At 70.5% G+C, this 26,982-nt stretch carries 25 protein-coding genes; 19 read left to right on the top strand and 6 right to left on the bottom strand.

Going from position 1 to position 26,982, the window contains the following annotated elements; genetic code table 11:
• Positions 1–25: 25 nt before the first annotated feature.
• From PGN25_12045 to PGN25_12005, 9 genes are all read left to right on the top strand, one after another.
• Positions 26–1,108, top strand: a complete 1,083-nt coding sequence (locus tag PGN25_12045) for a DUF2793 domain-containing protein (GenBank protein MEH3118287.1) — start codon at positions 26–28, stop codon at positions 1,106–1,108.
• Positions 1,109–1,167: 59 nt separating this feature from the next.
• Positions 1,168–1,725: a lysozyme gene (locus tag PGN25_12040; GenBank protein ID MEH3118286.1), complete on the top strand. Its 558-nt coding sequence runs from the start codon at positions 1,168–1,170 to the stop codon at positions 1,723–1,725.
• A gap of 33 nt (positions 1,726–1,758) precedes the next feature.
• A complete protein-coding gene (locus PGN25_12035; protein MEH3118285.1) occupies positions 1,759–2,349 on the top strand; it encodes a hypothetical protein in 591 nt (196 codons plus the stop codon).
• Between the two features lie 48 nt (positions 2,350–2,397).
• Entirely contained in the window at positions 2,398–2,751 is a 354-nt protein-coding gene (locus PGN25_12030) for a hypothetical protein (GenBank protein ID MEH3118284.1), read from the top strand.
• Between the two features lie 24 nt (positions 2,752–2,775).
• Positions 2,776–2,988, top strand: a complete 213-nt coding sequence (locus PGN25_12025) for a hypothetical protein (GenBank protein ID MEH3118283.1) — start codon at positions 2,776–2,778, stop codon at positions 2,986–2,988.
• 190 nt (positions 2,989–3,178) lie between these two features.
• Positions 3,179–3,550, top strand: coding sequence for a hypothetical protein (locus PGN25_12020; protein MEH3118282.1), 372 nt, complete (start codon positions 3,179–3,181; stop codon positions 3,548–3,550).
• 41 nt (positions 3,551–3,591) lie between these two features.
• Positions 3,592–4,269 (top strand): response regulator transcription factor, encoded by a 678-nt coding sequence (locus PGN25_12015; protein ID MEH3118281.1) that lies wholly within the window; start codon positions 3,592–3,594, stop codon positions 4,267–4,269.
• 186 nt (positions 4,270–4,455) lie between these two features.
• The gene (locus PGN25_12010; protein ID MEH3118280.1) at positions 4,456–4,722 is read left to right on the top strand and encodes a hypothetical protein; all 267 of its coding nucleotides are present in this window, start codon (positions 4,456–4,458) and stop codon (positions 4,720–4,722) included.
• A gap of 15 nt (positions 4,723–4,737) precedes the next feature.
• A complete protein-coding gene (locus tag PGN25_12005; GenBank protein ID MEH3118279.1) occupies positions 4,738–5,109 on the top strand; it encodes a hypothetical protein in 372 nt (123 codons plus the stop codon).
• Here the strand turns inward: PGN25_12005 and PGN25_12000 are convergent.
• Entirely contained in the window at positions 5,106–5,342 is a 237-nt protein-coding gene (locus tag PGN25_12000) for a type II toxin-antitoxin system VapB family antitoxin (GenBank protein MEH3118278.1), read from the bottom strand. The genes PGN25_12005 and PGN25_12000 overlap by 4 nt on opposite strands.
• A gap of 116 nt (positions 5,343–5,458) precedes the next feature.
• On the opposite strand from PGN25_12000, the gene PGN25_11995 reads away from it, so the two are divergent.
• The 9 genes from PGN25_11995 to PGN25_11955 all read left to right on the top strand — a co-directional run bounded on the left by PGN25_11995 (position 5,459) and on the right by PGN25_11955 (position 15,886).
• Positions 5,459–6,874, top strand: coding sequence for an ATP-binding protein (locus PGN25_11995; protein MEH3118277.1), 1,416 nt, complete (start codon positions 5,459–5,461; stop codon positions 6,872–6,874).
• A gap of 148 nt (positions 6,875–7,022) precedes the next feature.
• On the top strand, positions 7,023–8,555 hold the full coding sequence (ccmI, locus tag PGN25_11990; GenBank protein ID MEH3118276.1) for a c-type cytochrome biogenesis protein CcmI: 1,533 nt from the start codon (positions 7,023–7,025) through the stop codon (positions 8,553–8,555).
• Positions 8,556–8,718: 163 nt separating this feature from the next.
• Complete coding sequence (gene ccmE / locus PGN25_11985; GenBank protein ID MEH3118275.1) at positions 8,719–9,231, top strand: cytochrome c maturation protein CcmE; 513 nt, start codon at positions 8,719–8,721, stop codon at positions 9,229–9,231.
• Between the two features lie 58 nt (positions 9,232–9,289).
• The gene (locus PGN25_11980; GenBank protein ID MEH3118274.1) at positions 9,290–11,290 is read left to right on the top strand and encodes a heme lyase CcmF/NrfE family subunit; all 2,001 of its coding nucleotides are present in this window, start codon (positions 9,290–9,292) and stop codon (positions 11,288–11,290) included.
• Positions 11,287–11,751 carry a cytochrome c-type biogenesis protein CcmH gene (locus PGN25_11975; protein MEH3118273.1) on the top strand — a complete coding sequence of 155 codons (465 nt, stop codon included), beginning with the start codon at positions 11,287–11,289 and terminating at the stop codon, positions 11,749–11,751. Before PGN25_11980 ends, PGN25_11975 begins: the two co-directional genes overlap by 4 nt.
• Positions 11,752–12,471: 720 nt before the next feature.
• Positions 12,472–12,957, top strand: coding sequence for a hypothetical protein (locus PGN25_11970; protein ID MEH3118272.1), 486 nt, complete (start codon positions 12,472–12,474; stop codon positions 12,955–12,957).
• Positions 12,958–13,425: 468 nt separating this feature from the next.
• Positions 13,426–14,091: a DUF1007 family protein gene (locus tag PGN25_11965; protein ID MEH3118271.1), complete on the top strand. Its 666-nt coding sequence runs from the start codon at positions 13,426–13,428 to the stop codon at positions 14,089–14,091.
• On the top strand, positions 14,082–15,098 hold the full coding sequence (locus PGN25_11960; protein MEH3118270.1) for a nickel transporter: 1,017 nt from the start codon (positions 14,082–14,084) through the stop codon (positions 15,096–15,098). Before PGN25_11965 ends, PGN25_11960 begins: the two co-directional genes overlap by 10 nt.
• Before the next feature lie 65 nt (positions 15,099–15,163).
• Positions 15,164–15,886, top strand: coding sequence for a hypothetical protein (locus PGN25_11955; protein MEH3118269.1), 723 nt, complete (start codon positions 15,164–15,166; stop codon positions 15,884–15,886).
• A 322-nt stretch (positions 15,887–16,208) separates the two neighbouring features.
• On the opposite strand, the gene PGN25_11950 is transcribed toward PGN25_11955, so the two are convergent.
• Entirely contained in the window at positions 16,209–16,811 is a 603-nt protein-coding gene (locus PGN25_11950) for a histidine phosphatase family protein (GenBank protein MEH3118268.1), read from the bottom strand.
• Between the two features lie 326 nt (positions 16,812–17,137).
• A complete protein-coding gene (sugE, locus tag PGN25_11945) occupies positions 17,138–17,458 on the bottom strand; it encodes a quaternary ammonium compound efflux SMR transporter SugE (GenBank protein ID MEH3118267.1) in 321 nt (106 codons plus the stop codon).
• 583 nt (positions 17,459–18,041) lie between these two features.
• Between sugE and PGN25_11940 the strand changes: the two genes are divergently transcribed.
• Positions 18,042–18,707, top strand: coding sequence for a hypothetical protein (locus tag PGN25_11940; GenBank protein ID MEH3118266.1), 666 nt, complete (start codon positions 18,042–18,044; stop codon positions 18,705–18,707).
• A 6-nt stretch (positions 18,708–18,713) separates the two neighbouring features.
• Here PGN25_11940 and pbpC read toward each other — a convergent pair whose 3' ends face one another.
• The 3 genes from pbpC to PGN25_11925 form a co-directional block, all read right to left on the bottom strand.
• On the bottom strand, positions 18,714–20,993 hold the full coding sequence (gene pbpC, locus PGN25_11935; GenBank protein MEH3118265.1) for a penicillin-binding protein 1C: 2,280 nt from the start codon (positions 20,991–20,993) through the stop codon (positions 18,714–18,716).
• Between the two features lie 3 nt (positions 20,994–20,996).
• Positions 20,997–26,297 carry an alpha-2-macroglobulin gene (locus tag PGN25_11930; GenBank protein MEH3118264.1) on the bottom strand — a complete coding sequence of 1,767 codons (5,301 nt, stop codon included), beginning with the start codon at positions 26,295–26,297 and terminating at the stop codon, positions 20,997–20,999.
• Positions 26,298–26,391: 94 nt separating this feature from the next.
• The gene (locus PGN25_11925; GenBank protein ID MEH3118263.1) at positions 26,392–26,838 is read right to left on the bottom strand and encodes a DMT family transporter; all 447 of its coding nucleotides are present in this window, start codon (positions 26,836–26,838) and stop codon (positions 26,392–26,394) included.
• Positions 26,839–26,982 lie beyond the last annotated feature (144 nt).

Raw genomic sequence — 26,982 nt, 5'->3', positions numbered from 1 at the left:
CGACACCACGCCATGGAGGCGGCCGATGGCCGACACGACCCCGAGCCTCGCCCTGCCGCTGATCGCGGGCGGACAGGCGCAGAAGCACGTCACCCACAACGAGGCGCTGGCGCTGCTCGACGCGCTGGTGCAACTCGCCGTCCTCGACAAGGACCGCGCCGCCCCGCCCTCATCGCCGGCCGAGGGCGACCGCTACCTGATCGCCGCGGGCAATCCGACCGGCGCCTGGTCCGGCTGGTCCGGCCGCATCGCCCGGTTCCAGGACGGGGCCTGGCTCCCCCTCGCACCGCGGGCCGGCTGGTCCGCCTGGGTCGCCGACGAGGCCGAGCTCTACACCTTCACCGGCGCGGCCTGGCTGCCGTTCCGCGCGACCGTCAACGCCCTGCACAACCTCTCCCGCCTCGGGATCGGCACCGGCGCGGACGCCGACAACCCTTTCGCGGCCAAGCTCAACAAGGCGCTCTGGACCGCGCTGACCGCGGCGGAGGGGGGAAGCGGGGATCTGCGCTGCACCCTCAACAAGCAGGCGGCCGGCAACGTCCTCTCGCTCCTGATGCAGACCGGCTTCTCCGCCCGCGCCGAGATCGGCCTGACCGGCGACGACGACCTCCACGTGAAGGTCTCGCCCAACGGGGGCACGTGGTTCGAGGCCCTGCGCATCGACCGGGCGACCGGCAACGTCGCCTTCCCCGCCCGCGTCGCCGTCGCGGGCGTGCCGGTGCTGACGGGGCAGGTGGTCGCGGGCAACAGCGGGCCGGGGACCGTCCCGGCCGGGGCGACGCGGTACTTCACCAACGCCCTCGTCGGCGGCAACCAGAGCGAGGTCTACGCCGCCGCGGGGCGAAAAGGGCGGTTCCGGCACCTGCGCGTCGTCACGCAGGACGCACCGGGGGCCGGCGAGCGCTGGACCTTCACGCTCCAGAACCTGTTCGCCGACACGGCGCTGAGCTGCACGATTTCGGGAGCCGGCTCCAACCAAGCGACCGATCTCGTCAACGGCGTGGGTTTCGAGGCGGCCGAGCGCTGGTGCCTCAAGGTCGTGGCGAGCCCGGGGGCCCGGCCCACCACCAACATCCTGTTCTCGCTGCTCTTCGAGAGCCTGGATTAGGCCGGGAGCCACGGTGCGCCCGCGGCGAAGACGCCCTCCCTCGACATCGGAGACTTGCGATGGACCTCAGTGCCGTCGGCCGCGCCGTGCTGATCGCCCGGGAGGGGCGGCGGCTCGAGGCCTACCGCGACAGCGTCGGCGTCTGGACGATCGGCGTCGGCCACACCGCCGCGGCCGGGCCGCCCCTGCCGCGGGCCGGCCTGCGCATCGATGCGGAGGAAGCCGACGCGATCTTCGCCCGCGACGTGGCGCGCTTCGTCGGCACCGTCGCGCGGGCGCTGCCCGGGCCGCTGCCGCAGCACGCCTTCGACGCGCTGGTCTCGCTCTGCTTCAACATCGGTCCGGCGGCCTTCCTGCGCTCGACCGTGCTGCGGCGCCTGCGGGCGGGCGACCGGGCCGGCGCGGCCGAGGCGATCCTGATGTGGAATCGCCCCGCCGCGATCATCCCCCGCCGCCAGGGCGAGTACGACCAGTTCCGCACCCCCTACGAGACCGCCCTGCCGCGGGCCCGGCGCGGCGATCCGCAGCCCGTGCCGCTTCCCGCCGCGCCGCCGCCGTCCGCGCTGCCTTCGGCTTCCGCCGGATGGCTGGCGCGCCTGCGCGATCGACTGCGCTGAACCTCTCTCCCGCCCGCGAAAGGAAGCCCGTCCATGCTCTCTGCCAAGACCCTCCTGGCCAAGACCCTCCTGGCCAAGACCCTCCTGGCCAAGACCCTCCTGCCGCCGCTGATGCTCGCGCTTCCGCTGGCGGCCTGCACGCCGGCCCACGCCGTCCCGCCTCCCCTCACCGAGGCGACCGCCCTCGTCCTGCCCTGGGGCGATGCCGTGCTGGCGCTCGCCCAGGGCCTCACCGCGCTGTTGACGCCGATCCTCGTCGCCGCGCTCGCGGCGGCGCTCGCCCGCGTCGGCGGTCCCTTGCGCCTCCTCGTCACGAATGCCCTGATCGAGCGCCTCGTGCGCAACGCCACCGACTACGCCCTCAACGCCGTCGCGGGCGCCGTCCGCGGGCGCACGCTCTCGGTTCCGGTCGGCTCGGCGGTGATCGCCCGCGCCGTGCAGCGGGCCCTCGATCAGGCGCCGGCCTGGCTGATCCGGGCGGCGGGCGGCGGCGAGGGGCTGGCCGAGAAGGTGTTCCGCTCCCTGCCGCTGGACGAGGCCGCGACCGCCCGCAACACCCTCGAACCCGCGCTGGCGCACGCCCTGGGGCCTGTCCCGGCGCAGGCGTCCCGCGACGGGGCCTGAACCCTCGGGCGCCGCGGGGCCCGCGACGTCCGCTTCCGGAGGCGTGCCGTGGACAAGATCGCAGCCGAAGCCGCGCGCCTCCTCTTCGCCGACGGGGGCGCCGGCTGGGTCGTCGCGGTGCTGCTGGGGCTCGCCTGCCTCCACCTCTACCGCGACGGCCTGCGCACGCTGGAGGCGCGGATCGCCGAGACGGGCGCGACCGCCGCCGCCCTGGAGCGCGCCTCGCAGACCAACGCGGCGGTGGCCGCCGCCCTGGAGAGCCGCACCCGGGTGCTGGAGGATCTGGCCCGGCTCGCGGGCGAGACCGCCCGCGCCGTCGAGCGCAGCGACGAGCGGACGCGCGAGCGGTTCGAGGACATCCTGAGGCGCCTGGGCGCGTTGCAGCATCGCCTCCGGCCGTGACGGGCCGTCGCCGGGAGTTTCACCATGCTGACACGTCTGATCACCGCGGTTCGCGGCGGGCGCCAACGAAGCCACGCCGCGGCGCGTCGGCTGGAGACGGCCCGATACGGCTTCGAGCGGTCGCTCGCCGCCCTGCGCAAGGCCGCCCTCGACCACATCGACAGTCAGGATCTGGTGAGCCTGACCCTGCGTCGCTGCCTCGATCGATGCGTGCTCCCGCCGGAGGCGGCGGCGTGAAGGGACGGCGGTCCGCATTGCGGCAAGGGAATCGGCAAGGGAACCGGGACGGCGATTCCGCCTTGTCACCGGCAACCGTCTCGACCCGGACATGGCACCCGACCGCAAGACAGCCTTCGCAGGCCCGCGCCGAACCGCCCGCATGACTATTCAGGGCGCATTCAGTGCCTTGGCGCGACAGTCGCCCTCGATGCGCCAAGCTTTCGCCCTGCTGATCGTCGTCTCGACCGCCGCGGTTCTCGCGACGGGTGCGGTCGGCCCCCTCGCCGAGGAGACCGGCGCGCTGGCGCCCGCCCCGACGCAGCGGGAGCCGATGAACCGCGGCGACGATTGCCTGTCGCCCGCCGATCTGCGCGAGGCGGTGGCCGAGAAGCGCGTCGTCCCGCCCATCGCCGCGATCCGCGCGGCGCGCCAGATCGTCCCGCGCGCGGAGATCCAGCGCGCCAGCCTGTGCCGGCACGAGGCCGGGCTCGTCTACCTGCTGACGGCCTTGCGCCGGGACGGGCAATTCATGCACGTCATGGTCGATGCCCAATCGGGACAGGTGAGCGGGCAGTGGTGAGCGGGGCGGTGCGCCGCCCAGAGGATGAGGAGTGACCCACCGTGCGTCTGCTCGTGGTCGAGGACGACCGTGACATCAACCGGCAGGTCGTCGCCGCGCTGGAAGAGGCCGGCTACGTCGCCGACAAGGCCTTCGACGGGGAGGAGGGCGGCTATCTCGGCGAGAACGAGCCCTACGACGCGATCATCCTCGACATGGGCCTGCCGAAGGCCGACGGCGTCACCGTGCTCCAGAACTGGCGCCGGGCCGGGGTGAAGACGCCCGTCATCATCCTCACCGCCCGCGACCGCTGGTCGGACAAGGTCGACGGCTTCGACGCGGGCGCCGACGACTACGTCACCAAGCCCTTCCACATGGAGGAGTTGATGGCCCGCGTCCGCGCGATCCTTCGACGCGCCGCGGGCCATGCGTCGAGCCAGATCGCCTGCGGCCCGGTCACCCTCGACACCCGCTCCGGCCGCGTCTTCGTCGACGGCGCGCCGATCAAGCTGACGAGCCACGAATACCGGCTGCTCTCCTACCTGATGCACCACACCGGCCGCGTCGTCTCCCGCGCCGAGCTGACCGAGCATCTCTACGACCAGGATTTCGACCGCGATTCCAACACCATCGAGGTGTTCGTCGGGCGCCTGCGGAAGAAGCTCGCCGTGGACCTGATCCAGACGGTGCGGGGGTTGGGTTACCTGATCGATCCGAACCAGCCGCCCGGGCGGGGGTGAAATTGCTCGCATAGGTTGCAAGATTGATGAGCGCTACGACGCGCATACAAGCCCTAAAAAGGTCGCTGATGTTTGCCTATATGTCGATTGACATGATCTACGAACCGGGGAACATGCGCCACTGGTTGTCTGTTGCGTCAACCATTCGTTGATCGCGGGTTTGGTAGATGGAAGCCGGAGGCGTCCATGTCCATGACACGCACACCTCGTGAATGCACAGAGTCGAACATGCAGGTCCCCGCGACTTGGCGGACATTTTTGACCATCGTGACGATCGGCAAGGGAGCACTTGCCGGCGCTGGGGCGGCTATTGCTCTGCTTGGATTGTATGATGTTGCCGCCGCTGCGGCCGCGCAGGAATGGTTGCGGCAACTCAAGCCACAGTACATCGATTATGTTACTGCTGGTGGCGGCCTTGTCGGTGCATCCGTAACATGGTTCCTTAATCGCTAAAATTCGAGCCGGACGGTGTGGGAAACTGCCTTTGGCGTTTTGAACGCTGTCTTCAAGGTTGTATTTTTGCCGGCGGATGTCGGCGAGATGACCGTTTATTATCTAATATGGATAAGCATCTTCTTTTTCATAAACATTTTCTGGGACATAAGGACAAGCAAAACTCCTAGCTTTCATATTGCGAATATGAAAGATAAAATGGATGTCCTTTATGGAGCGTCTACTTTTTGTTCAAGTCTTTTGATATTAATTGGACTCGTTAGTCCAACTGTCAAGCAGCTTGCAAAAGATACGATCCTTCCTCTCATTCTTGCGGGTTGCGCCGGAATTTTGAGAGGTATTCCCTCCCTTTGCCCGTACAAACCAGAAGCAGAAAGAAAACCTTAGCGTATACATAAATCGTCGAAGAACGCCTTGTCGGCCTCAAGGCCCGTGGAGGGGCGTGCGGCCACGCGCTCGTGCAGCGGTTTCAGCCGCGCCCACAAGCCGGGCCGGCGTTCCTCCCGCTCCAACTCGTTGCGGCCGGCGACCTTGATGGCTTCGGTGAGCGGAACGCCCTTCCGCTCGGCCAGGAGACGGACGAGGCGGTCGGTTTCAGCATCGCGAATGTGCAGGGCCATGAGCCTCTCAGATGGGCGTCTCACCCGTGACCGGGTAGAGAGCGGGCAGCCATGATGTACATGCCCGCGCCTCCGCGTGCGAGACGAGATTCGAATCGACGTTCGAGCCAGGATTCATGACAGACCGCCTCGCCTGGCTCCCCCTGCGCCGCCGCTCCATCGCGGTGCGGCTCGCGGTCTCCTCGTTCCTGTCGAGCACCGCGATCCTCGTCATCGCGGCCTTCATCCTCACCACGCTCTACCGCGAGAACACCGAGCGCGCCTTCGACAGCCGCCTGCTCGTCTTCGCCAACAACCTCGCCACCGATCTCGTCTCCCCGAGCGATCCCGAGACGCGCTCCTTCTCGCTCGGCGATCCCCGTTTCGACCTGCCGCTCTCGGGCTGGTACTGGCAGGTCGGGCGGCCCGACGCGAAGCCGCGGGATCTGCGCACCTCGCGCTCGCTCGTCGGCGTGCCGCTGAAAGGCCCGGATCAGGCCGGCACCGCGACCATCGGCCAGATCCGCCAGGGCTACGGCAAGGGCCAGGACGACCGGACCCTGCGCATCGTCGAGCGCGACGTCGATGTCGGGGCCGACGGGCGCTACACCGTGCGGGTGGCCGGACCCGCCGACGAGATCGTCAACGACGTCGAGCGTTTCCGCTTCTCGCTGTTCATGACCTTCGGCCTGCTCGGCTTCTCGCTCGCGGCGACCGCGCTCCTGCAGATCCGCTTCGGCCTCGCCCCCTTGCGCAAGCTGCGCACGGCGCTCGGCACGATCCGCCGCGGCGAGGCCGATCGGATCGACGGCGAGTATCCGCGCGACATCGCCCCGCTGGCGGGCGAAATCAACCTCCTGATCGAGACCAACCGCGAGATCCTGGAGCGCGCCCGGACCCAGGTCGGCAATCTCGCCCACGCGCTGAAGACCCCGCTCTCGATCATCGTCAACGAGGCCGGCGCCGGGGATGCCCCGCCGGAACTGTCGGAGAAGATCCGCGAACAGGCGGCGGTGATGCGCGATCAGGTGAACTATCACCTCGATCGCGCCCGGGCCGCCGCGCTGGCAGGGACCCTCGGCACGTCGACGGAGGTCGAGCCGGCGCTCGCCGGCCTCGTGAGAACGTTCGGAAAGATCTACCGCGACAAGGACATCGCCTACGAGGTCCACGTGCCGCCGGGCCTGCGCTTCCGCGGCGAGAAGCAGGATTTCGAGGAGATGATCGGCAACCTCGTCGACAACGCCTCGAAATGGGCCGCCGGCCGCGTCGCGATCTCCGCCGCGCCGACCGGCGAACACGATTATCCCCACCTCCTCGTGGCGGTCGAGGATGACGGGCCGGGCCTGCCGGAGGAGGATCGTGCGGCGGTGCTCAAGCGCGGCCGTCGCCTCGACGAGACCAAGCCCGGCTCCGGCCTCGGCCTGTCGATCGTGGCCGATCTCGCCGCGCTCTACCGCGGCCGCTTCCGCCTGGAGGCGGCGGCCCTGGGGGGCTTGCGCGCGGTGATCGAGGTGCCGGGCGATGCGCCCGCGGGTGCCGGACAACGCTGAGTGGCGGCGGCCCCGCGACGGTTACGGGCCGGTCCACCTGTGCTATGGCCGTGCTTCGCTTCGCGCGTGACGACGTGTCACCCGGCGCTGATGTCGTGCGGGCCCCGCTCGGGCTCTACACGGGGCCGAGCTTGAAATTCTGGGTCTGATGACGGCGATCTGGTTCATCCTGGCGGCCATGACCGGCGCGGCCGTGTTCGCGCTGCTCTGGCCGATGTCGCGCCGCCGCCGACAGGAGGTCGAGGGGGGGGCGTCGGGCCTTGCCACCGAGACCGGCTTCTACGAGGATCAACTGGCCGAGATCGAGCGCGATCTCGCCCGCGGCCTGATCGCGCCGGCCGAGGCCGAGGCCGCGCGCACCGAGGCGGCGCGCCGGCTGCTGCGGGCGAGCCGCGAGGAGCGGGCGGGCTCCCCGGGCGCCGCGCCGATCGCCGAGCCGCATCTGCGTCAGCGCCGGGCGGCCTCCGCCTTCGCGCTCTCCACGATCCCCCTCGTGGCGCTCGTGGTCTACGGCCTCTACGGTTCGCCGAACCTCCCGTCGCAGACCGAGGCCGACCGCAAGGCGACGCGGGCGGGGGCGCAGGATCTGATGACCGCCATCGGCCAGATCGAGGCGCGGCTCGCCAACCACCCGAACGATGCCCGCGGCTGGAGCGTGCTCGGGCCCGTCTACATGCGGCTCGGGCGCTTCGACGATGCCGCCCGCGCCTACGCGGCGCTCGTGCGCCTCAAGGGCGAGGACGCCCAGGCCCTGTCCGATTGGGGCGAGGCCCTGGTCGCGGCGGCCGAGGGCACGGTCTCGCCGGAGGCCCGCAAGGTGCTGGACCGGGCGCTTGCCGCCGACCCGAAGGCGGCCAAGCCCCAGTTCTACCTCGCCCGCGGCGACGAGCAGTCCGGCGACGTGGCCGGCGCCGTGCGGCGCCTCGAAGCGATGGCGGCCTCCGCCCCCGCGGATGCGCCCTGGCTGCCGACGGTGCGGGAGAACCTCGCCCGGCTGAAGGGCGGGGCGATCGCCGCGCCGACGGTCGAGGGGGATGCGAAGGAACCGCCCAAGCCGGAGGGCCCGGTGGCCGGACCGGGCGCCGGCATCCGGGCGCTGCCGCCCTCCGAGCGGATCGACGCGATCCGCGGCATGGTCGAGGGGCTGGAGCGGCGGCTGGCCAAGCAGGGCGGCAGCGCCGACGAGTGGCTGCGCCTCGTGCGCTCCCACGCCGTGCTCGGCGAGCGCGACAAGGCGCTCGACGCCCTGGAACGCGGGCGCAAGGCGCTGGCCGAGGATGGGCCGGCGACGGCGCGTCTCGACGCGCAGGCCCACGAACTCGGCCTCGCGAAGGCCGCGGGACCGCGCCCCCGGGCCGGGATGGGCGACAAGCCGGGCGCCGGGCCGGGCCGGGCGGAGCCCGACGCCGCGGCCACTGCGATCGAGGCGATGCCGCCGGCCGAGCGCGAGGCGGCGATCCGCGGCATGGTCGCGAGTCTCGACCGGCGGCTCGCGGCCAAGGGCGGCAGCGCCGACGAGTGGATGCGGCTCGTGCGCTCCTACGGCGTGCTCGGCGACCGTGCCGCCGCGGCCCAGGCCCTCGACCGGGCCAAGATGGCGCTCGCCGCCAACCCGACCGCGGTGGAGCGCCTCGACGGTCTGGAGCGGGAACTCGACCTGGGTCCGGCCCCCCAGCCGTAACGCGGCCACGGCCCCTGACAATCGGTCCCGCCCGCGCAACCTTGACCCCGAGGGCGCGCGGGCCGAAACCGGATGCCTGAACGAGACGAGACGTCAGGCCGCCTTCAGGAGCGCTCGCAGACTGAGGGCCGAGAAGAAGCCGACGAACCGGGACGGAACCGTCGTGACCCGCAAGAGCCGCCGCCTGATCCTCATCGCCGCCTGCGGTGCCGTGCTCGCGCTGGCGCTCGGGCTGATCCTGTCGGCGATGACCGGCTCGATCGTGTTCTTCCGCTCCCCCGCGGAGGTGGCCGCGCAGGTCGTCGCGCCGGGCACGCGCTTCCGCTTGGGCGGCCTCGTCAAGGACGGCTCGGTCAAGCGCGGGCCCGACCAGAACGTCGAGTTCTCCGTGACCGACACCAACGCCACCGTTCCCGTGCGGTATCGCGGCCTGCTGCCCGACCTGTTCCGCGAGGGCCAGGGCATCGTCGCCGAGGGCACCCTCGATGCCGGCGGCGTGTTCCGGGCCGACACGGTGCTGGCCAAGCACGACGAGAACTACATGCCCCGCGAGGTCGCCGACGCCCTCAAGGCGCAGGGACGCTGGCAGGAGGGCGGCGCGCAAGGCACGTCGAGGAAGGACGCGCCGAAGCCGGAGGCGGCCGACGCGACCCTCGGCCGGCGCAGCGAGCGTTGAGGCGTTTCATGACCGTTCGCATCACCACCCGCATCGAGATCGCGCGAGGAAGCCGCCGGTGATCGTCGAGATCGGCCATTACGCGCTGGCGCTGGCGCTGGCCCTGTCCCTGGTGCAGGCGGTGATGCCCGCCTGGGCGGCGCGCTCCGGCGACGCGGCCCTGCGCGAGGTGGCGGCGCCCGCCGCGCTGGGCGCCTTCGCCTGCATCCTGTTCGCCTTCTGCGCGCTGACCTACGCGCACGTGACCTCGGACTTCTCGGTCCAGAACGTCGTCGAGAACTCGCATACCGCCAAGCCCCTGATCTACAAGATCTCGGGCGTCTGGGGAAACCACGAGGGCTCGATGCTCCTGTGGGTCCTGATCCTCACCCTGTTCGGAGCCTGGGTGGCCACCGCCACGACCTCGATCCCGCCGACCTTGCGCACCAACACGCTGATGGTGCAGGCGAGCGTCACCTTCGTGTTCGTGCTGTTCATCATCACCACCTCGAACCCGTTCGCCCGGGTGGCGCCGGCGCCGCTGGAGGGCAACGACCTCAACCCGCTGCTGCAGGATGCCGGCCTCGCGATCCATCCGCCGCTGCTCTATCTCGGCTATGTCGGCTTCTCGATCACCTTCGCCTTCGCCGTCGCCGCGCTGATCGAGGGGCGCATCGACGCCGTCTGGGCGCGGGCGGTGCGGCCCTGGACGCTGATCGCCTGGAGCTTCCTGACGCTCGGCATCGCCATGGGCTCGTACTGGGCCTATTACGAACTCGGCTGGGGCGGCTGGTGGTTCTGGGATCCGGTCGAGAACGCCTCGCTGATGCCGTGGATCGCCGGCACCGCGCTCCTGCACTCCACCGTGGTGATGGAGAAGCGCGACGCCTTGAAGGTCTGGACGGTGCTGCTCGCCATCCTCACCTTCTCGCTCTCGCTCGTCGGCACCTTCATCGTGCGCTCCGGGCTGCTGACCTCGGTGCACAGCTTCGCCTCCGATCCGAGCCGCGGCGTCTTCATCCTCGGCATTCTCGCCCTGTTCATCGGCGGTTCGCTGACCCTGTTCGCGTGGCGTGCACCGAGCCTGCGCCAGGGCGGCCTGTTCGCGCCGATCTCCCGCGAGGGCGCGCTGGTGATGAACAACCTGTTCCTCGTGGCCGCCTGCGCCACGGTGTTCGTCGGCACGCTCTATCCGCTGCTCCTCGAGATGCTGACGGGCGACAAGATCTCCGTCGGACCGCCCTTCTTCAACTGGACCTTCGTGCCGCTGGCGCTCCCGCTCCTCGTGATCGTGCCGTTCGGGCAGGCGCTGGCCTGGAAGCGGGGCGACGCCGCGGCCGCCGCGCAGCGTCTGTTCGCGGCCTTCGCGGTGGCGCTCGTGGTCGGGCTCGGTGCGGCGGCCCTGTTCTGGGGCGGACCGGTGATGGCCCCCGTCGGCCTCGGCTTCGGCGCCTACCTCATCGTCGGCTCGGCGCTGGAGATCTGGTCGCGCGCCCGCGGCTACGGCCCGAATCGCACCCGCGACCTCGGCACCACCTGGCGCCGGGCGATCGGCCTGCCGCGCTCGGCCTGGGGCACGGCCCTGGCCCATGCCGGCGTCGGCGTGGTGGTGCTCGGCATCGCCGGCCAGGGCTGGGCGACCGAGGGGCTCGCGACCCTCAAACCCGGCGGCCGCGTCGCCGCCGGCCCCTACGTCGCCACCCTCGACCGGGTCGGCCCGCGCAAGGGCGAGAACTACGAGGAGACCACCGCCTTCCTCACCCTTCGCACGCGGGCGGGCGACGCCGTGGGGACGGCCGAGACCGGCAAGCGCTTCTATCCCTCCCGCCGCATGACGGTGACGGAATCCGGCCTGAAGACGGTGGGCGTGAGCCAGATCTACGCCAGCCTCGGCGAGGTGATGCCCGACGGCTCGGTCGGCCTGCGGCTCTACCACAAGCCGCTGGTGCTGCTGATCTGGATCGGCGCGCTCGTCATGGCGGCCGGCGGCGGCCTGTCGCTGACCGACCGGCGCATGCGGGTCGGCGCCCCCGTCAAGGCGCGCGCCAAGCTGCCGCCCTCTGCGGTGCCCGCGGAATGAGGCGCTCTCGCTTCCCCTTCGCGCTCGCGGCGCTCGCCCTGAGCCTCGCCGCGGTTCCGGCGCTCGCCGTGCAGCCGGACGAGGTGCTGCAGGATCCGGGCCTCGAAGCCCGGGCGCGGGACATCTCGGAAGGGCTGCGCTGCCTCGTCTGCCAGAACCAGTCGATCGACGATTCCGACGCGCCGCTGGCCAAGGACCTCCGGGTGCTGGTGCGCGAGCGGCTGAAGGAGGGCGACAGCGACCGGCAGGTCGTCGACTACGTGGTCGCCCGCTACGGCGAGTTCGTGCTGCTGCGCCCGGTCTTCGGCTGGCACACGCTGCTGCTCTGGCTGAGCCCGCTGCTGGCGGTGGGCTTCGGCGCCTTCGGCATCTGGCGCCTGTCGCGGCGCCGGCCGCCGAAGGCGGAGGGGCTGTCCCGAGCGGAGGAAGCGGAGGTCGAGGCGCTGCTCAAGCGGCCGTAGGTACGGTCGTAGAGCGTCTCCACCTCGGCCGCTTCCTCGCATCACGACGACGCGCCGCACGAAGCGGCCCAGGTCGGGGACCGTCAGCTCCATCACCCGCTCGCCGCGCGGCTGCTTCTTCCGCCATTCGGCGTAGGGGGAGGCTGCGACCGGCAGGAATGTGTCCGCGCCCTGTGGCGTCGGCGATTGCAGTATTGTGCGGTGGCCTCGCTGAAAGCGTCAAGGTAGAGAGACTCACCATGGGGGGCTGCGGAGCTGCGCGTGCCCGTAGAGGACAGCTACCTATGGGGTAATAAGTTGGCCGGTGCGCCGCAATGAAGGCCTTGACATGTTAAGTTATTGTCAAAAATGAATAAATTGATCCAGTCCCTGAATGGGATTTTTGGTGCCGCTCAAGGCGGGAGTCTTGTCAACCGCATGCGGCGCCAAATATGCTGGTAGCGCACATCGGGATGCGCAGATCACTGTGGTCGATTGGTGGGGAACGATCCGTGCTGGCAGAGAACCCGACTCTGGAGAGGCATGCTGAGCCTTCAGAGGAGTACGTTGTTCACATTTCACGCCCTGACCCCATGCGGGAAGGCGTCATTGACGTGCTTACGCTCCGAGGGTTGGTGCGCGCGCTGAGAGCTGCGCTCAAACATCCAGAGGGGGATGACTTCGAGCGAGCACTTGCTAAGGTTATCAATGTGAATGGTGCCATAGCGCAGGCGGTAGAAGTTGAACGGCAACGAAGGCGAACCGCCGAGCATCGCGCTGCCGGACCATCCGGCCGCTGAGCCGTCAGCCCGGTTTGGCCGAACTGGGCCTGGACGTGGCACAGTTATTCAAACTGTTCATCTGGAAACTGAAGAAGTCAATATAAACCAATCCAGCTTAGGCGCCTTAGAGCGCATGGCGAGTCATAGCCCCCATATTGCCGAGAAATTGATAGAAAGCACGAATTTCGTCGTCAAGCACGACACGAAGAGATTTCTTGGTGGCGCAATTGTGGCTGGGATAGTGGCTTGTACAGTGCTTGTCTGCTCGACCGTGACAATGATCTATGCGGGTTTTTGGCACGGCATCGGCTTGTTCATGTCTTCGGTTGTGGTCTCAGCTATTATAGTTGTTGCCCTAACAGGGAGGGTAACTGACATTAGTTGGGTGGTAAAAGTTTTGCCTGGACAGGGCGAAAAATCTAAAAAAGACCACGCAGAAGATTAATTGCATCATCGGCTGATTTGCACCTGCTTGTGCAAGCGTTTGAGCGAGATTATGTCTGAGGTTCATCGAAGCTGCATATTGCCGACATTTCCGTCTGAGCAAATCATGGCTAGCGCGGTTTCTTATAAGCAGAATTGCTTGCCGGAAAATTCGAAAGCAACTTAGAGTGCCTCACAAAACTCCCGATCACCGTCCGCGCCCACTCCGGGCGCGACGGCGCAGCGGGAGTTTTGTGAGAGACACCTAGATGTTCAGCATCATTTGACGCTGCATCACAGCCAAGCGCCGGCCTCCGCCATGTGGAACAGGGTTGTGGGCGGTCGCGCAGGAGCTCCGCGAGTTCGGCCTCCCTCATGGGCCGGTTCATCGGCCGACTCGCGGGCCGAACTCGCGCCCTGCTTTCGCCCGATCGACCGGGCAAGGTCGCTCGCGTCGCCGTTTCCTCCGATACGCCTCGACCCCAGCGCCATGCCGATCGCCCCCTCTCTCGGACGCCTCGCCCTTGCCGCCGGATTCGGGCTCGCCCTCGTCGGTCCCGCCGCGGCCCACCCCCACGTCTGGATCACGGCGAGGGCCGAACTCGCCTACGAGGCCGGCCGCGTCGCCGGCATCCGCCAAGCCTGGACCTTCGATCCCGAATACTCGGCCTTCCTGACGCAGGGGCTCGACGCGAACGGCGACGGCAAGGTCTCGCCGGAGGAGCTTCAGGGGTCGGCGAGCGAGCACGCCGGGAACCTCGCCGAGTTCGCCTATTTCACGAAGCTGAAGGTCGCGGGGCGCGAGCAGGCCTTCACCGAGCCGCGCGATGCCCGCATGGTCCTGGACGGGGGCCGGCTGACCTTGAGCTTCCTGCTGCCGCTGAAGACGCCAGCCGTGCAGGGCAAGGGCGTCGCGGCGCTGGAGATCTACGATCCGACCTACTTCATCGCCTTCAGCCTCGCCGAAGGAGCCGACGCGGTGCGTCTGGCCGGAGCGGTGCCCGGCTGCACCATGACGGTGACGCGGGCGAAGAACACCGAGCCCGCCGTCGCCCAGGCCGGCCCATCGATGACGGAGGCGATGTTCGAGGCGCTCACCGCCGCCTCGAATTACGGCGAGCAGTTCGCCAACCGGGCGATCGTCGCATGTCCCTGACCGCCGCGCCGCGCCTTGCGGCTTCTTCCGGAAGCCGGCTGCCGCTCCGGCTCGCGCTCGCCGCCGGCGCGGTGCTGGCGGCGGCCGGAATCCTCTCCGGGATCGCCTGGGCGCTCGGCCCCGGCCTCGCGGCGCCGCCGCCGCGCTCGCCCTTCGGCATCGGCTTCCGCGAGGCCGCGCCCGCGGCGACGGGGCTCGGCGGCTGGCTGCTCGCGGTCCAGTCCAGCTTTTCGAGCAACCTCCGGAGCGCCGTGTCGGCGCTGAAGGCGGGCGGCGGCTGGATGCCGCTCGTCGTGATGGGCTTCGCCTACGGCGTGTTCCATGCCGCCGGCCCCGGCCACGGCAAGGCGGTGATCGCCGGCTACATCGTCGCCGGCGAGCGCACGCTCCGGCGCGGCTTCGCCTTGAGCGCCGCGGCGGCCCTGCTCCAGGCTTGCGTGGCCATCGCCATCGTCCTCGTCGGCGTCCTCGTCCTCAGGGCCACCGCCGGCGGCATGACCCGGGCCGGCACCCTGATCGAGAGCGTCAGCTTCGCCCTCGTCGCCGCGCTCGGCGGCGCCGTGACGTGGCGCAAGGCCGGACGGCTCGCGGGTCTCGTCACCGACGCCCCGGCCGAGGGCTGCGGCCCCGGTTGCGGCCACGCCGGTCTCACCGACGCGACGGCCATCGACCGCCTCGGCGGCTGGCGCGAGCGGGCGGGCGTGGTGCTCGCCGCCGGCTCCCGTCCCTGCGCCGGCGCGGTGCTGATCCTCGTGTTCTGCGCCGCGCAAGGCATGCTCGCCGCCGGCATCGCCGCGACCTTCGCCATGGCGCTGGGCACCGCGCTGACGACGGGGGCGCTGGCGAGCCTCGCGGTCTTCGCCAAGGCCCTGGTCCTGCGCCTCGCAGGCGGACGCGGGCAGGCCGGCACCCTCGCGGTCGGCGGCCTCGAACTCCTGGCCGGGGCCTTCGTGCTGGTGCTGGGGCTCGCCATGCTCTCGGGTTCGGCCATGGGCACGGGTGGCTAAACGCCCCCTCGCCAAGCCCCGCGAAGCCGTGGCAAGCTTCCCGCCCGGATCGGGAGAAGCCCTGCTTGAGCGAACACGCCCTCGACGCCTTCGCGCCCATCCTCGACTGGCGGCTCCTGAAGGGCTCGCACGCCTTTCCGGGGCCGGACGGCGGCACCTGCATCAACGAGGCGGCCATCGTCGCGGCGGGGCTGCCCTACCGGGCGATCACCGCGACCGAGGATTGCCCGCCCTGCTTCTCGCGCCCGCTCGCGGCCTACGCGCTCGGCCTCAACGACGCCATGCCGGAGGCCGAGCGGCAGGGGCTGATGGCCTTCGTGCTGCGGCTCTCCGGCTCGGCGGACACGCCCGCGGTCGAGGCGGCCCGCACCGGCTTCCTGGCGCTCGAGAGCGTGCGCCGCATCCTGCCCCCGCTCCTCGACGGCGCCGGCCTGCCCGCGCTCGCCGCCCGCTGCGAGACGGCCCCCGATCCGCACGGCGCCCTCGCGACTCTGCGCGCCGCGGAGATGCAGGGCGGCGCGCGCTCCCACGCCGCCGCCGGCCGCCGCGCCTGGCTCGCGGGCGCCCGCGCCTCGGCGATCGCCCGCACCGCCACGGCGGCGATCCGCGCCTTCGCCGATCCGCGCTGCGCCGCCGAGATGGCGGAGGGCGCCGCCCCCTTCGCGGAGGGGACGTGGGGGATCGCGCTCGGTATCCTCGACGGGGCGCTCCGCATCGGCCGGCAGGCGCCGGAGATCGATCTCGTCTCCGCCCGCGACCGTCTGGAGGCGGCGCGGGCTCAGCCTTAGAGCATCGTTCCTGGATATCGGATCCAGGAACGATGCTCCAGGTTTTTGATTTCGCATCGTCTTTTCAGAGCCTGTTTGACTGCAGTGATCCCATCTCGCCCCTCATCCTGAGGTGCCGCATGAGCGGCCTCGAAGGGTGCTCCAGATCCCGCTGCGATCCCTGGAACACCCTTCGAGGCCTCCGCTGCGCTCCGGCACCTCAGGATGAGGGTTCAGGATGGGAGTAGGATCTTCCTCTCGCCTTGCCGTTGCCTGACGAAGACACGGTGGCCGGTCAAACAGGCTCTCAGACAAGCCGGCGGCCACCTTTCGGGACGATGCTCTAGGCGTGCGGGCGCGGCACGTCGGCGAGGTCGATGTCGAGCGCCTCGCAGTTGGCGAGCCAGCGCCCGGTCAGGTGATGGAAGAAGGTGCAGTGGCCGACCACCGCGATGGTCCGCTCCGGCCGCGCCCGCAGCCAGTCGCGGAAGCCCGCGACGCGCCGGTCGAACAGGTCCCGCGGTTCGACGTGCCAGCCCTCCGGCCCGGCCTCGCCGTCCGCGTACCACCACGTCTCGGGCAGGTGATCGACGCGGAAGGCCGGAAATTCCCGCGCCAGCACCGAGGCGGCGCGGCCGATGTCGCAACTGCTCTCCTGGCATTCGCGATGGAGCACTTCGACGAGCACGTCCGGCCGGGCCGGATGGTCGGAAAAGATCCCGGCGGTGGTCTGGAGCGCCCGGGTCAGCGGCGAGGTGACGACGAGTTCGAAGGGAATGTCGCGCAACGCCTTGCGTGCCGTGGCGACCTGCGCGTGGCCGCGCTCCGACAGGCGGGCATCGATATGGCCGGGATCGCGCCCCGTGGCCTCGTGATGCGCGTTGAAGGTCGATTCGCCGTGGCGGATGCAGACGATGCGGGTGGCGGAGGCTTGGGAGCGGGACATGGGGCCGATGTAGGCGGCTCGCGCGCCCGGGAACAGCCGGCGCGGCGCCGCGCCCGCGCACCGATCCGGACGAAGCGTCACCCTGAGCCGCCGACTGCGCCGCTTTCCGGACAAGCTTGCTCCGCCCGGTGCGGAGCCGGGCCGAAGCTGGGCGAAGCGTCCCGTGGCGGGAAGGAGCTCGCCGGAGGAGTCTCGGACTGCACCGGCCGCCGGGCCGGCTCCATCCGGCAAGGTTTCCCATGCGCTCGATCCGCATCCTCGACCGGGTGCGCGAGGACGTGTTCGCGGTGTTTCCGGGCTGCGGCGGGGCGGAGGGGTGAGGGCGGTCAGGCCGGGCTCGACAGCTTCATCAGCACGAGGCCGCCGACGATGAGCCCGGCCGCCAGGATGCGGGTGGCGTTCATCGCCTCGCCCAGAAAGGCGATGCCGACGACGAAGGCGCCGACGGCGCCGATGCCGGTCCAGATCGTGTAGGCGGTGCCGAGCGGCAGGCTGCGCATCGACCATGCGAGGCAGGCGAAGCTCAGCGCCATGGCGACGAAGGTGACCACGCTGGGCCAGAGGCGCGAAAACCCCTCCGACTGCTTCATCGCGAAGGCCCAGACGACCTCCAGCAAACCGGCGACGACGAGAACGATCCAGGCCACGGCAACCTCATGGGGCGCATGAGCCGGGCCGTCCCGGACTTCGACCCGAGTTTTGGACCCGAGTTGAAGACCAACACCGGGGGAGGACGTGGCCTCGCCCGGCTTCAGCTAACGTGTGGGGGACGCGAGTCACGTGTGGTGCCGCACGCGGAGACACTTGTGCATCATCCGCCTCCCAGTGCGGAAGGCAGACATGAAGCGGTCGTGGCTACGATGGGTGGCAAGAGCCTGTCGTAGTGAGCTTGGCTGCGCTCTGTCGCCCTTGCCGAAGCCGGCACAGAACATATACCAATCGTCAACCACACTTGCCCGCTTATGCGATTGCGGTGCCTTCGAGGTTCGGTTTTCACAGGGTGGTGACGCTCCTTGGACACGATGCGGTCGCTCGTCGGAATGGCTCCGTTGGGGGCTCAGTCTTTCGGCAATGACAGCTCATGGGTTGGAGACAGCGGTATGACGGTCAAATGGTTTGCACGTCCTGCTAAGCCGTCTTCTCACGCTCAGGAAATGCGTTTACCTGGGATTGGTATTGTGCGGGTCAATATAGACAAGCATATTGACGATGCATTGAAGAGCCAGGCAAATGAGTATGCCGGAAAGCGGAAAATCCCATCAGAATCGGGTGGAAAGCCCTAATTCTGCTGGTGCTGAAGAGGCATTGCCAGGCATAATTTCTGACGAATACAATACTGTATTTGAGCGTATCATGGGGCGCATGGCGGGTGAAAACCCGATTGCGCCCGTTGTCGCTTGCGTCGCTTACAGTTTGTACAAGCAAGAGAAGCGCGACTGGATCGTCCAGAGAACTCAGCAGCTTGGCAGACGTCCGCGTCAGGAGGATATCGACAGCTATGTCAGTGGCTGGACAGATTTGAGAATCGACTCCGTTATTTCTCAAGCACGTGGGGAAATAGGAAGCTTTGCCAAAATCGTCCTTGATGGCTCTAAAGAGGAAATAAATGATCAGATATACAAGGCTCAGTTCCAATCATTGCATGACCTCATCGAGGCAACAAATCGCGATAGGGCGTCGAAGCACGGGGAAATCAGGTCTCATATCTCTGAAAGAACCAAAGAATCCTGGGGGGTGAGTGTGGGACAGAATTTGCTCGCTAATTTTGTATGGACGTCAATCGTTGTTATTGTACTTATAAGTCTTAATGTAAATTTCGATTTCAGTAATTTCAGCAGCCGCATCAAAGGCTTTCTCAATCCACCGACTGATCCCGTCAGTCAACCAGCGCGATAGAACAAGTCACTCCAGCCGCACCACCACGCTGTCGCTCGCGCCGCCTGCGTCCATCACCGAGATCCGGGCGAAGCCGGCGCCCTCCGGGCTCCATTCCGCTTGCCGGCGCATGGCCTCGGCTACCGGCATTCCATCGACCATCCAGGTCAGCGGCGGCCGGCCGCCGAGCGCCTTGAGGGCGAGGCGGGCCTGGGCACCCTGGCCGAGGCCGAGATCGACTCGGGCCCCGTCCGGCGGATAGGCGATCCTGAGGGGCACGCCCAGCGTCGCCGCGAAGGTCTTGGGGGCATCCCGGCGGATGTGGCGCAGGGGCGGGGGCAGGGCCATGGTCGCGGCGACGAGGGCGTCGCGGGGGCGGGGCAGGGCCTCCGGCGCGCCGCCGAACCGGGCGAAGGCGTCGAACAGGATCGGCGCGGCGTGGCTGCGTCCGACGAGGCCCGGCACCGAGGCGCCGTCGGGCCGGCCGATCCAGACGGCGACGGTGACGCGGGCATCGAACCCCACCGCCCAGGCGTCGCGGTAGCCGTAGGAGGTGCCGGTCTTGAAACTGATCCGGCCCGGCAGGGCGTTCTCCGGGGGCGGGGCGCCGCGCAGGATGTCGGCGACGTACCAGGCCGCGACCGGATCGGCGATTCGGCGCTCCGGATCGGATGCGGCGGGCGGCCCGTCGAGGCGCCGGGCGAGCGTCGGCACGCTGCCCGCGCGGGCGAGGCCGGCATAGAGCCGGGCGAGGTCGGTCAGCGTGATGCCGAGGCCTCCGAGCGCCACGGGCAGGCCCGGCGCGGTGTCGCGCGGCAGCAGGATCGCCGCGCCCGCACCCCGCAGGCGGGCGACGAAGCGGGCGGCGCCGACCGCGTCCAGGAGATCGACCGCGGGCAGGTTGAGCGATTGCTGGAGCGCGACCCGGGCCGTCACCGTCCCGCGAAAACCCATGTCGAAGTTTTCCGGTGCGTACGCGGCGAAGCGTGCCGGGCGGTCGTCGAGGAGCGTCTCGGGGTGGGCGAGCCCGTTCTCGAAGGCCAGCGCGTAGATGAAGGGCTTGAGCGCCGAACCCGGCGAGCGCACCGCTTGCGTGGCATCGACCGCGCCGGCGCGCGCGCCGTCGAGATAGCCGGCGCTGCCGACATGGGCCAGCACCGCGCCGGTGCGGTTGTCGATGGCGAGGATCGCGGCGGAGAGCGCCGGGCCGGCGGCCGCCGCGCGCTCCGAAGCCAGCGCTTCGAGGCTCGCCTGGAGGCGGGCGTCCAGCGTCAGGTGCTGCACCCGCGCCTCCGGGTCGGCGGCGTGGGCCTGCTCGGCGGCGTGGGCGGCGAGCATCGGGAATTGTTTGCGCGCGACCGGCACCGGCTCGGCCTTGGCGGCCCGCGCCTCGTCGGCGGTCAGCACGAAGCGGGCGGCGGCGATGTCGAGCACCCGGTCGCGGGCGCGCCGGGCGTTCGCGGAAAAACGGTCGGGCCGGCGCGCCTCCGGCGCCTGCGGCAGGGCGACGAGGAGGGCGCTCTCGGCGAACGACAGGCGGGCCGGCTCGCGGCCGAAATAGGCGAGGCTCGCCGCCCGCAAACCCTCGACCGGGCCGCCATAGGGGGCCAGCGCGAGGTAGAGGTCGAGCACGCCGGCCTTGCCGAGGGTGCGCTCCAACTCGACCGCGCGGACCATCTGCCGGAGTTTGGCGACGAGCGAGCGCCCGGCCCGCGGCTCGACGAGGCGGGCGACCTGCATCGACAGCGTCGAGCCGCCCGACACGATCTTTCCGTGCACCAGCCACTGCCACGCGGCGCGCAAGGTCGCCGCCGGATCGACGCCGGGATGATCGTCGAAGCGGCGGTCCTCGTAGGCCTTGAGCATGGCGAGATACCGCGGATCGACATCCCCCGCGCTCACGGGCAGCCGCCAGCGCCCGTCGGCGGTGGCGAAGGGGCGCAGCAACTGGCCCTTCCGGTCGAGGACGACCGTGGAGCGGAGAGCCGCCTGGGTCAGGTCGAGGGGCGGGAGGGCGGCGGCGTAGCGCCAGAGGGCACCCGCCAGCGGAAGGACGGCGGTGAGGGAGAGAGCGAGAACAGTGCCGATGCGCCCCCCTCTCCCCGCCCGCCGGGAGAGGCCCGCACGCACCTCGCCGTGCCTGCGGGAAGCGGAGGCGTGGCCGGAGCGAAGGTGAGGGGGCGTCTCGGGCCAAGCCTCTTCCGGCCAAGCCCCCTCACCCTCGGCCGCCGCCTCGCTTTGCCGACGCCGAGGTCGGCAAAGCCCTCTCCCCGCATGCGGGGAGAGGGGATCCGCGTCGGCATCCATGCCCTACTTCGCCGCGGTCACCTCGACCGATCCGAACGCGGTGCGCCCGAACCGCTCGGGGCGGTACATGTCCTCCACGCTCGCGCCCGGATGCACGTAGGTGCCCGGCGAGACGACGCGCACGGTGTAGGCGGCCGAGAAGAAGGCCGATTGCTCCGGGCTGCGATCGTAGGCGGCCACGAAGCGGTCGTCGCGGAACTCGGTGTGGACCGGCGCCACCTCGCTCCTGGCGAAGCTCAGGCCCGACAGCGCGTCGGCGTCGAGCAGCTTCGGGTTGTCGATCTCGAGGCCCGCGGGCAGGCGGTCGACCAGCAGCAGGCGCCCGGCGCTCGCCTTGGCCTCGGTCACCTTCAGAACCACGACGAGGCGGTCGTTCTGGCGCAGGGGCTTTCCCAGATCCACCGGGCCGCCGTCGAGCCGGTAGAAGGCGCGCTCGACCGAAAAACCCTGCGAGGCCGCCGGCTCCGGGGCGATCGGGTTGCCTTGGACGCCGACCGCCACCTGCACCGGGTCGCGGCCCGCATTGACGATCCGCACCGGCCGCGCCTCCAGGGCGGGCGCCCGGTAGAGCCGCGAGAGCGGACCGGCCTCGGTCCTGCCGTCGATCGCGAGCGTCGGACCCTCCGCTTCCTTCGACAGGCTCTGGGCCGCCAGCACCATCCAGGCGTTCTCCTGGGTGCTGGTGCTGCGCCCGTCCGCCCGCTCCTGGCCGAGCACGGCCGCGACCGGCTGCAAGGTCTCGCGGGAGAACCCGGTCTCGGCCGACAGCGCCAGCAGGGCGGCGCCGTCGCGCAGGCGCGAGCCGTAATCGGCGCGGTAGGCGCCCTTGTCGCGTTCGGCCTGCAGCGCCTGCAAGGCCGCCTCGAAGCCCTTCCGCGCCCGCCCGCGGTCCCCGAGCAGGGCGAGGGCGGCGGCGAGCTGGCCGCGGCCCAGCGGCGTGGCGAAGTCGGCGAGCCGGGTGTCGGCGAGGTAGCGCAGGTCGCCCATCACCGGCCGGCCGTTGCGGGCGAGCACGTAGGCGGCGTAAGCCAAGTCCATCCCGCCGTTCTCGACGTTCGTGGCGTTGGCGACCGTGTTGCGCAGGCGGTCGAGCGCGCTGTCGAAGGCGGTCTGCGGCACGGCGAATCCCCGCTCGCGGGCGCGGGTGAGGAAGTCGGTGACGTAGGCGTCGAGCCACGTGTCGCCGGCATTCTCCGTCGACCACAGGCCGAAGGCGCCGCTCGAATCCTGGCGTGCCAGCACCCGCTCGATCGCCGCGCGCACCCGCTCGTCGAGCTTGCCGTCGAGGCCGAGTTTTTCGCCGGCCGCCAGCGCGTTGACGTAGAGAAGCGGCATCGCCCGGCTGACGATCTGCTCGGAGCAGCCGTAGGGGTATCGGTCGAGCGATTGCAGCAGGGCGGCGACGTCGATGCCGCCCAAGCGGTTGGCCGAAACGGAGACCGCCCCGGTGCCGGGCAGGATGTCGGCCAGCAGGTCCGGCGTCAGGTCGAGGCCGGCGCCGGGCTCCAGCGGATGCAGGTTGCGGCGCACGAGGGCGCCGGTGCCGGGATTGATCCCGAGCGAGAACGACTGGCCGGCGCTGCCCTCGATGCCGGGGCCGGTGAGGCTCACGTCGAGCCGGGCGAGACCGGGGCCGGCGGCGGTGATCGGGATCACGAGCTGCCCCTTGGCGCCGGCTTCCAGCCGCATCGTGGAGCGCACCGCCTCGCCCGCCACCACGACGGGACCGGAGAGGTCGAGATCGATCACGTAGTCGCCGGCATCTCCCTCCACGTTGTCGAGGGCGACGAAGAAGCGCGAGCGGTCGCCGACATTGAGGAAGCGCGGCAGGGTGCCGGTGAGCACCACGGGGTCGCGCACGATCACGTCGGCCTGGGCCTGCCCCACCCTGGCCCTGGTCCAGGCGGTCGCCATCAGCCGGGCGGTGCCGTTGAAGGCGGGCAGTTCCAGCGGGATCTTGGCCGTGCCGTCCGGCCCCACGGTGACGATGCCCGAGTAGAGCGCGAGCGGGGCTTGCGTCGGCGGCGCGTCGGCGAGTTCCGCGGCGCCCCCGTCGCCGCCGGAGCGGATCGCGCCCAGCGTGCCCTGCATGCCGTCGATCAGGTAGCCGTAGAGGTCGCGGATCTCGGGGCCGAGGGCCTTCTGACCGAAGAAATAGGCAAACGGGTTCGGCGCCTCGTAGCGGGTCAGGTTGAGGATGCCGACATCGACCGCGGCGAGCGTCACCCGCGCCTCCTCGCCGGGGGCGAGGCCGGCGAGTTTTACGGGCACGTTCAGCGTGCCGCGGGGGCGCACCTTTTCCGGCGCCTCGATCGAGACGGAGAGGCCGCGCTTCTCCTTGTCCACGGAAAACCACGCCAGCCCGAGCGCCCGGCCGGGCATGCGCTTGGCTGCCTGGTCGAGCGGGCGGTAGGCGGTGGCGACGAGGTAGGCACCCGCGCCCCATTCCGCCTTCACCGGAATCTCGACGCTGGCGCCGCCCTCCGCCACCGTCACGTCGCGGACCTCGTGCACCCGGTCGCTGACGACGGCCAGCGTCGCCGTTCCGGCAAACTTGGGCTGAAGGCGCGCCCGCAGCCGCTCGCCGGCGGCGTAAGCCGCCTTGTCGAGGGTGAGGTCGAGGAGGTCGGGCACGTCGGCGCTCTCGGAGCCGCCCCAGCCCACGGTGAAGGACACGCTCGCCGCCGCCTGCGGCTGGCCCGGCACGCTGGCCTCCAGGCGGTACGGGCCGAGGCCGACCGGCACGGCGATGCGCCCGGGTGCCTCCGTGCCGATCGCCACGCGGCCGTCGGCGACGCGGCGGCTCGACTTCACCGGCTCGAAGCTCCAGCGCCCGTCCGCGCGATACCATTGATAGGTCCGCTCGACCTTCGACAGCGTCCAGGTCACGCCGTCCTGCGCGAGGCGGCGCCCGTCGGGCGCGGCCATCGCCACGTCGAAGGTGGCGGTCGCGTTCTCGGCGAGATCGCCGCCGAAATTCTTGCGGATCGCCAGGACGGGTTGGGCCGGCAGGATCGGCAGCGTCACGCTGCGGCTCAGCGCCCGGCCGCCCGGCTCGCCGACGGCGAGGGTGATCCTGGCCTCCAGCGCGCGGGGGGCGGCCACCTCCTGCACCGGAACGGCGAGGCTGGCTTTCCCCTGCGCGTCGGTGGTCGCCTTGGCGTCGATCTCGGCGGTGGTCGCTTCCACCGCCTCGTCGTCGAGGCCGATGGAGAAGCCGTCCAGCCCCTTGATGCCGGAATCGGCGGCGGCCTGCACCGCCACCGAGCCCGAAACCTCGAGCCCCGAGCCCGGCGCGCCGTAGAGGTAGCGCGCGGCGACGTCGATGACCGCGGGTTCGCCGCGGGTCAGGGTCGGCGTCTTCGGGGTGAGGCTCACCTCCAGGCGCTCGGGCACGTAATCCTCGACGAGCCAGCTCGCCTCGCCGACGGGCGGCGCCTTCGGATCGGTATAGGCGGCGACGCGCCACGTGCCGTGCATGGCGCCCGCCATCAGCGGCAGGGCGAGCGAGCGCCCGCCGAGCCCCTCGTCGGCCAAGGCCGCGCGGCGGTACTCGACGCCGTCGGGCCGCTTCACCACCAGGGTCAGCGGCAGGCCGGCGACCGCCGCCCCCTGCGGGTCGCGAAGCAGCGCGGTGAGCTGCACCGTCTCGCCGGAGCGGTAGACGCCGCGCTCGGGGAAGACGTAGGCCTCCGCCCCGCCCGGCGCCGGGCGGCCCTTCACGCCGCGGTCGGACAGGTCGAAGGCGCCGAGCGCCAGATCGAGGAAGCCGTAATCGTCGCCGACCTGCGCCACCACCAGGCCCGGCGCCAGCCCGCCCTCGCCGCGGGCGAGGCCGCTCGCGAAGGCGGCGTGGCCCTGGCCGTCGGTCTTGGCGGTGGCGAGCACGTCGTTGTTGCGGGCGATCAGACGGATCTCGGCGCCGGCCACGGTCCTGGCGCTGGCGAGCGAGCGGGCGAAGACGTGGACGCCGTCCCGGCCCTTGAAGGCGGTGAGCCCGAGATCGGAGACCACGAACCACTGCGTCGCCTGCGCCTCGTAGCCGCCGTACTCATCCTCCGAGGAATCGGTGGTGCCCGTGGGCTTGGCCAGCATCAGGTAGAGGCCGGGCTCCAGCTTGCCGACCGCCTGGAGCACGGGGAAGGCGGTCACCGCCTCGCGGTTGGTCTCGGCTTTGGCGGTGTCGAGGATGCCCTTCCAGACACGCTGGCCCTTCTGGTCGGCGATCGTCCGGGCCGTCGAGCCGTTGAGTTGGCTCAAAAATTCCTCCGAGCGCAAGGCCGGCAGCAGGCCGCGGTCGCCGATGCGCAGCACCTCGACGTCGAGTGCGGGCGCATTCACCGAGACCAGCGGCACGCCGGCCTGTCCGGTGCGCGGCAGGACGTAGTTGCGGCCGGTGAAGCGCACCTGGGGCGAGCGGTCGCGGACGTAGACCTCGTAATCGGCCGATTTCAGCAGGCTCTCGCCGACGGAGGAGGGCAGGCCCTGGCGCAGGACGAAGGCGTAGCGCTCGGAATGCCTGAGCCCGTCGACGCAGACCTGGGAGCCTTCCGCCGTGACGGCGGCGTCGGCCGCGCCGGAGACGGCGACGTAGGGGGCGTAATCGGTCTTCGGGACGAGGCTCTCGGAGAAGGTGAAGCAGACCCGCGGTGCGGCGGCGTCCGAATCGACCTTGTAGGCGAGGATGCGGAAGCCGTGCGCCTCGCGCAGCCTCTCGTAGGCGGCGCGGGTCTGCGCCTCGTCCCGGATCGCGAGGCTCGCCCGGTAGGCTTCGAGCGCCGGCCGCCACTCGGCCTGGGCCGCCTGGATCTCGCCGAGCCGGGCGAGCGCCCGCGCCTCGTCCGCCGGATTCCGGGCGCGCAGGTAGCCCTGGTAGGCGGCCGCCGCCGCGCGGCCCTTCAGCTTGAACCGGGCGGAAGAGTCGGCGCGCGCCTCGTCGCTGCCGGCGGCGTTGGCGGCGCGGGCGTAATCGAGCCAGTTGCGGTTGTCGTTCGGGTCGGCGGCGACCGCCGCGGCGGTGGCGTTCAGTTCGGCATCCGGCTCCGCCCCCTCGCTCCTGGCCGCACTCTCCGCCTCGCGGTGCCACTGCGCGGCGGTCTTGCCGTTCGCGGGCGCCTCGCTCTTCAGCGCCGCTTCGAGGCGGACGCCCGCGCTCGCCAGCGCCTCGCGCGCAAAGGTTTTCTGGACGGGGGCGGTCGCGGATTTCGGCGGCGCGGGCGACCGGGGCGCCTGCGCCTGGGCGCCGAGGAGCGTTGCGGCGAGCAGGGCCGCGCCGAGACGCCCGAGACGGTTGGCCTGGGACATGCGCTCGCCTCCTCCGGCCGGCGCGCCCGAAGCGGGGGCGCCCGTGGCCGGCAAGCTACCACTTGCCGCGCTCGCCGCAACGCTGGGTCGGCTCTCAGAACGCGCAGATCAGCACGACGCCGACGATCAGGAGGAGCGCGCCGCCGAGGCGGGGCAGGCTCGCCTCGTGGACCGGCACGCCGAGCCCGCCGAAATGGTCGAGGGCGAGCGACATCAGCATCTGCCCGACGATGAGCAGGGCCACCACCGCGGCGGCGCCGAGCCGCGGGATCAGGAAGATCGTCCCGACGACGTAGAGGGCGCCGAGCAGGCCCCCGGTCCAGGCGTACCAGGGCGCGCGGGCCGCCGCGTCGAGGGAGGGCAGCGGTTCGCGCAGGGCCAGGGCGAGAAGGCCGATGGCGAGGCCGCCGACGGCGAAATTGACGAATCCGGCCCAGAGCCCGGAGCCGAGAGCCCCCTTCAGGCCGGCATTGATCGCCTGCTGGACCACGAAGGCCGTCCCGGCGAGCGCCGCCGCGCCGTACAATCCGATCTGTGTCAGCAAAATCGTGGCTCCCGAGATCATCGAAGCGAACTTCCGCGAGAAGCTGTGGCGCGGCACCGGGCCGTCCACGCAAGAACCCGCGCGGCGGTGATGACAATGGCGTATGGCGAAGGCTGCCAACCCGGGTTCGGCGCGCCGCGG

It is taken from the genome of Methylorubrum populi, assembly GCA_036946625.1.
GTDB lineage: Bacteria > Pseudomonadota > Alphaproteobacteria > Rhizobiales > Beijerinckiaceae > Methylobacterium > Methylobacterium populi_C.
The sequence above is the reverse complement of the archived record's forward strand: the minus strand, read 5'-3'. Positions and strand labels throughout refer to the sequence as shown.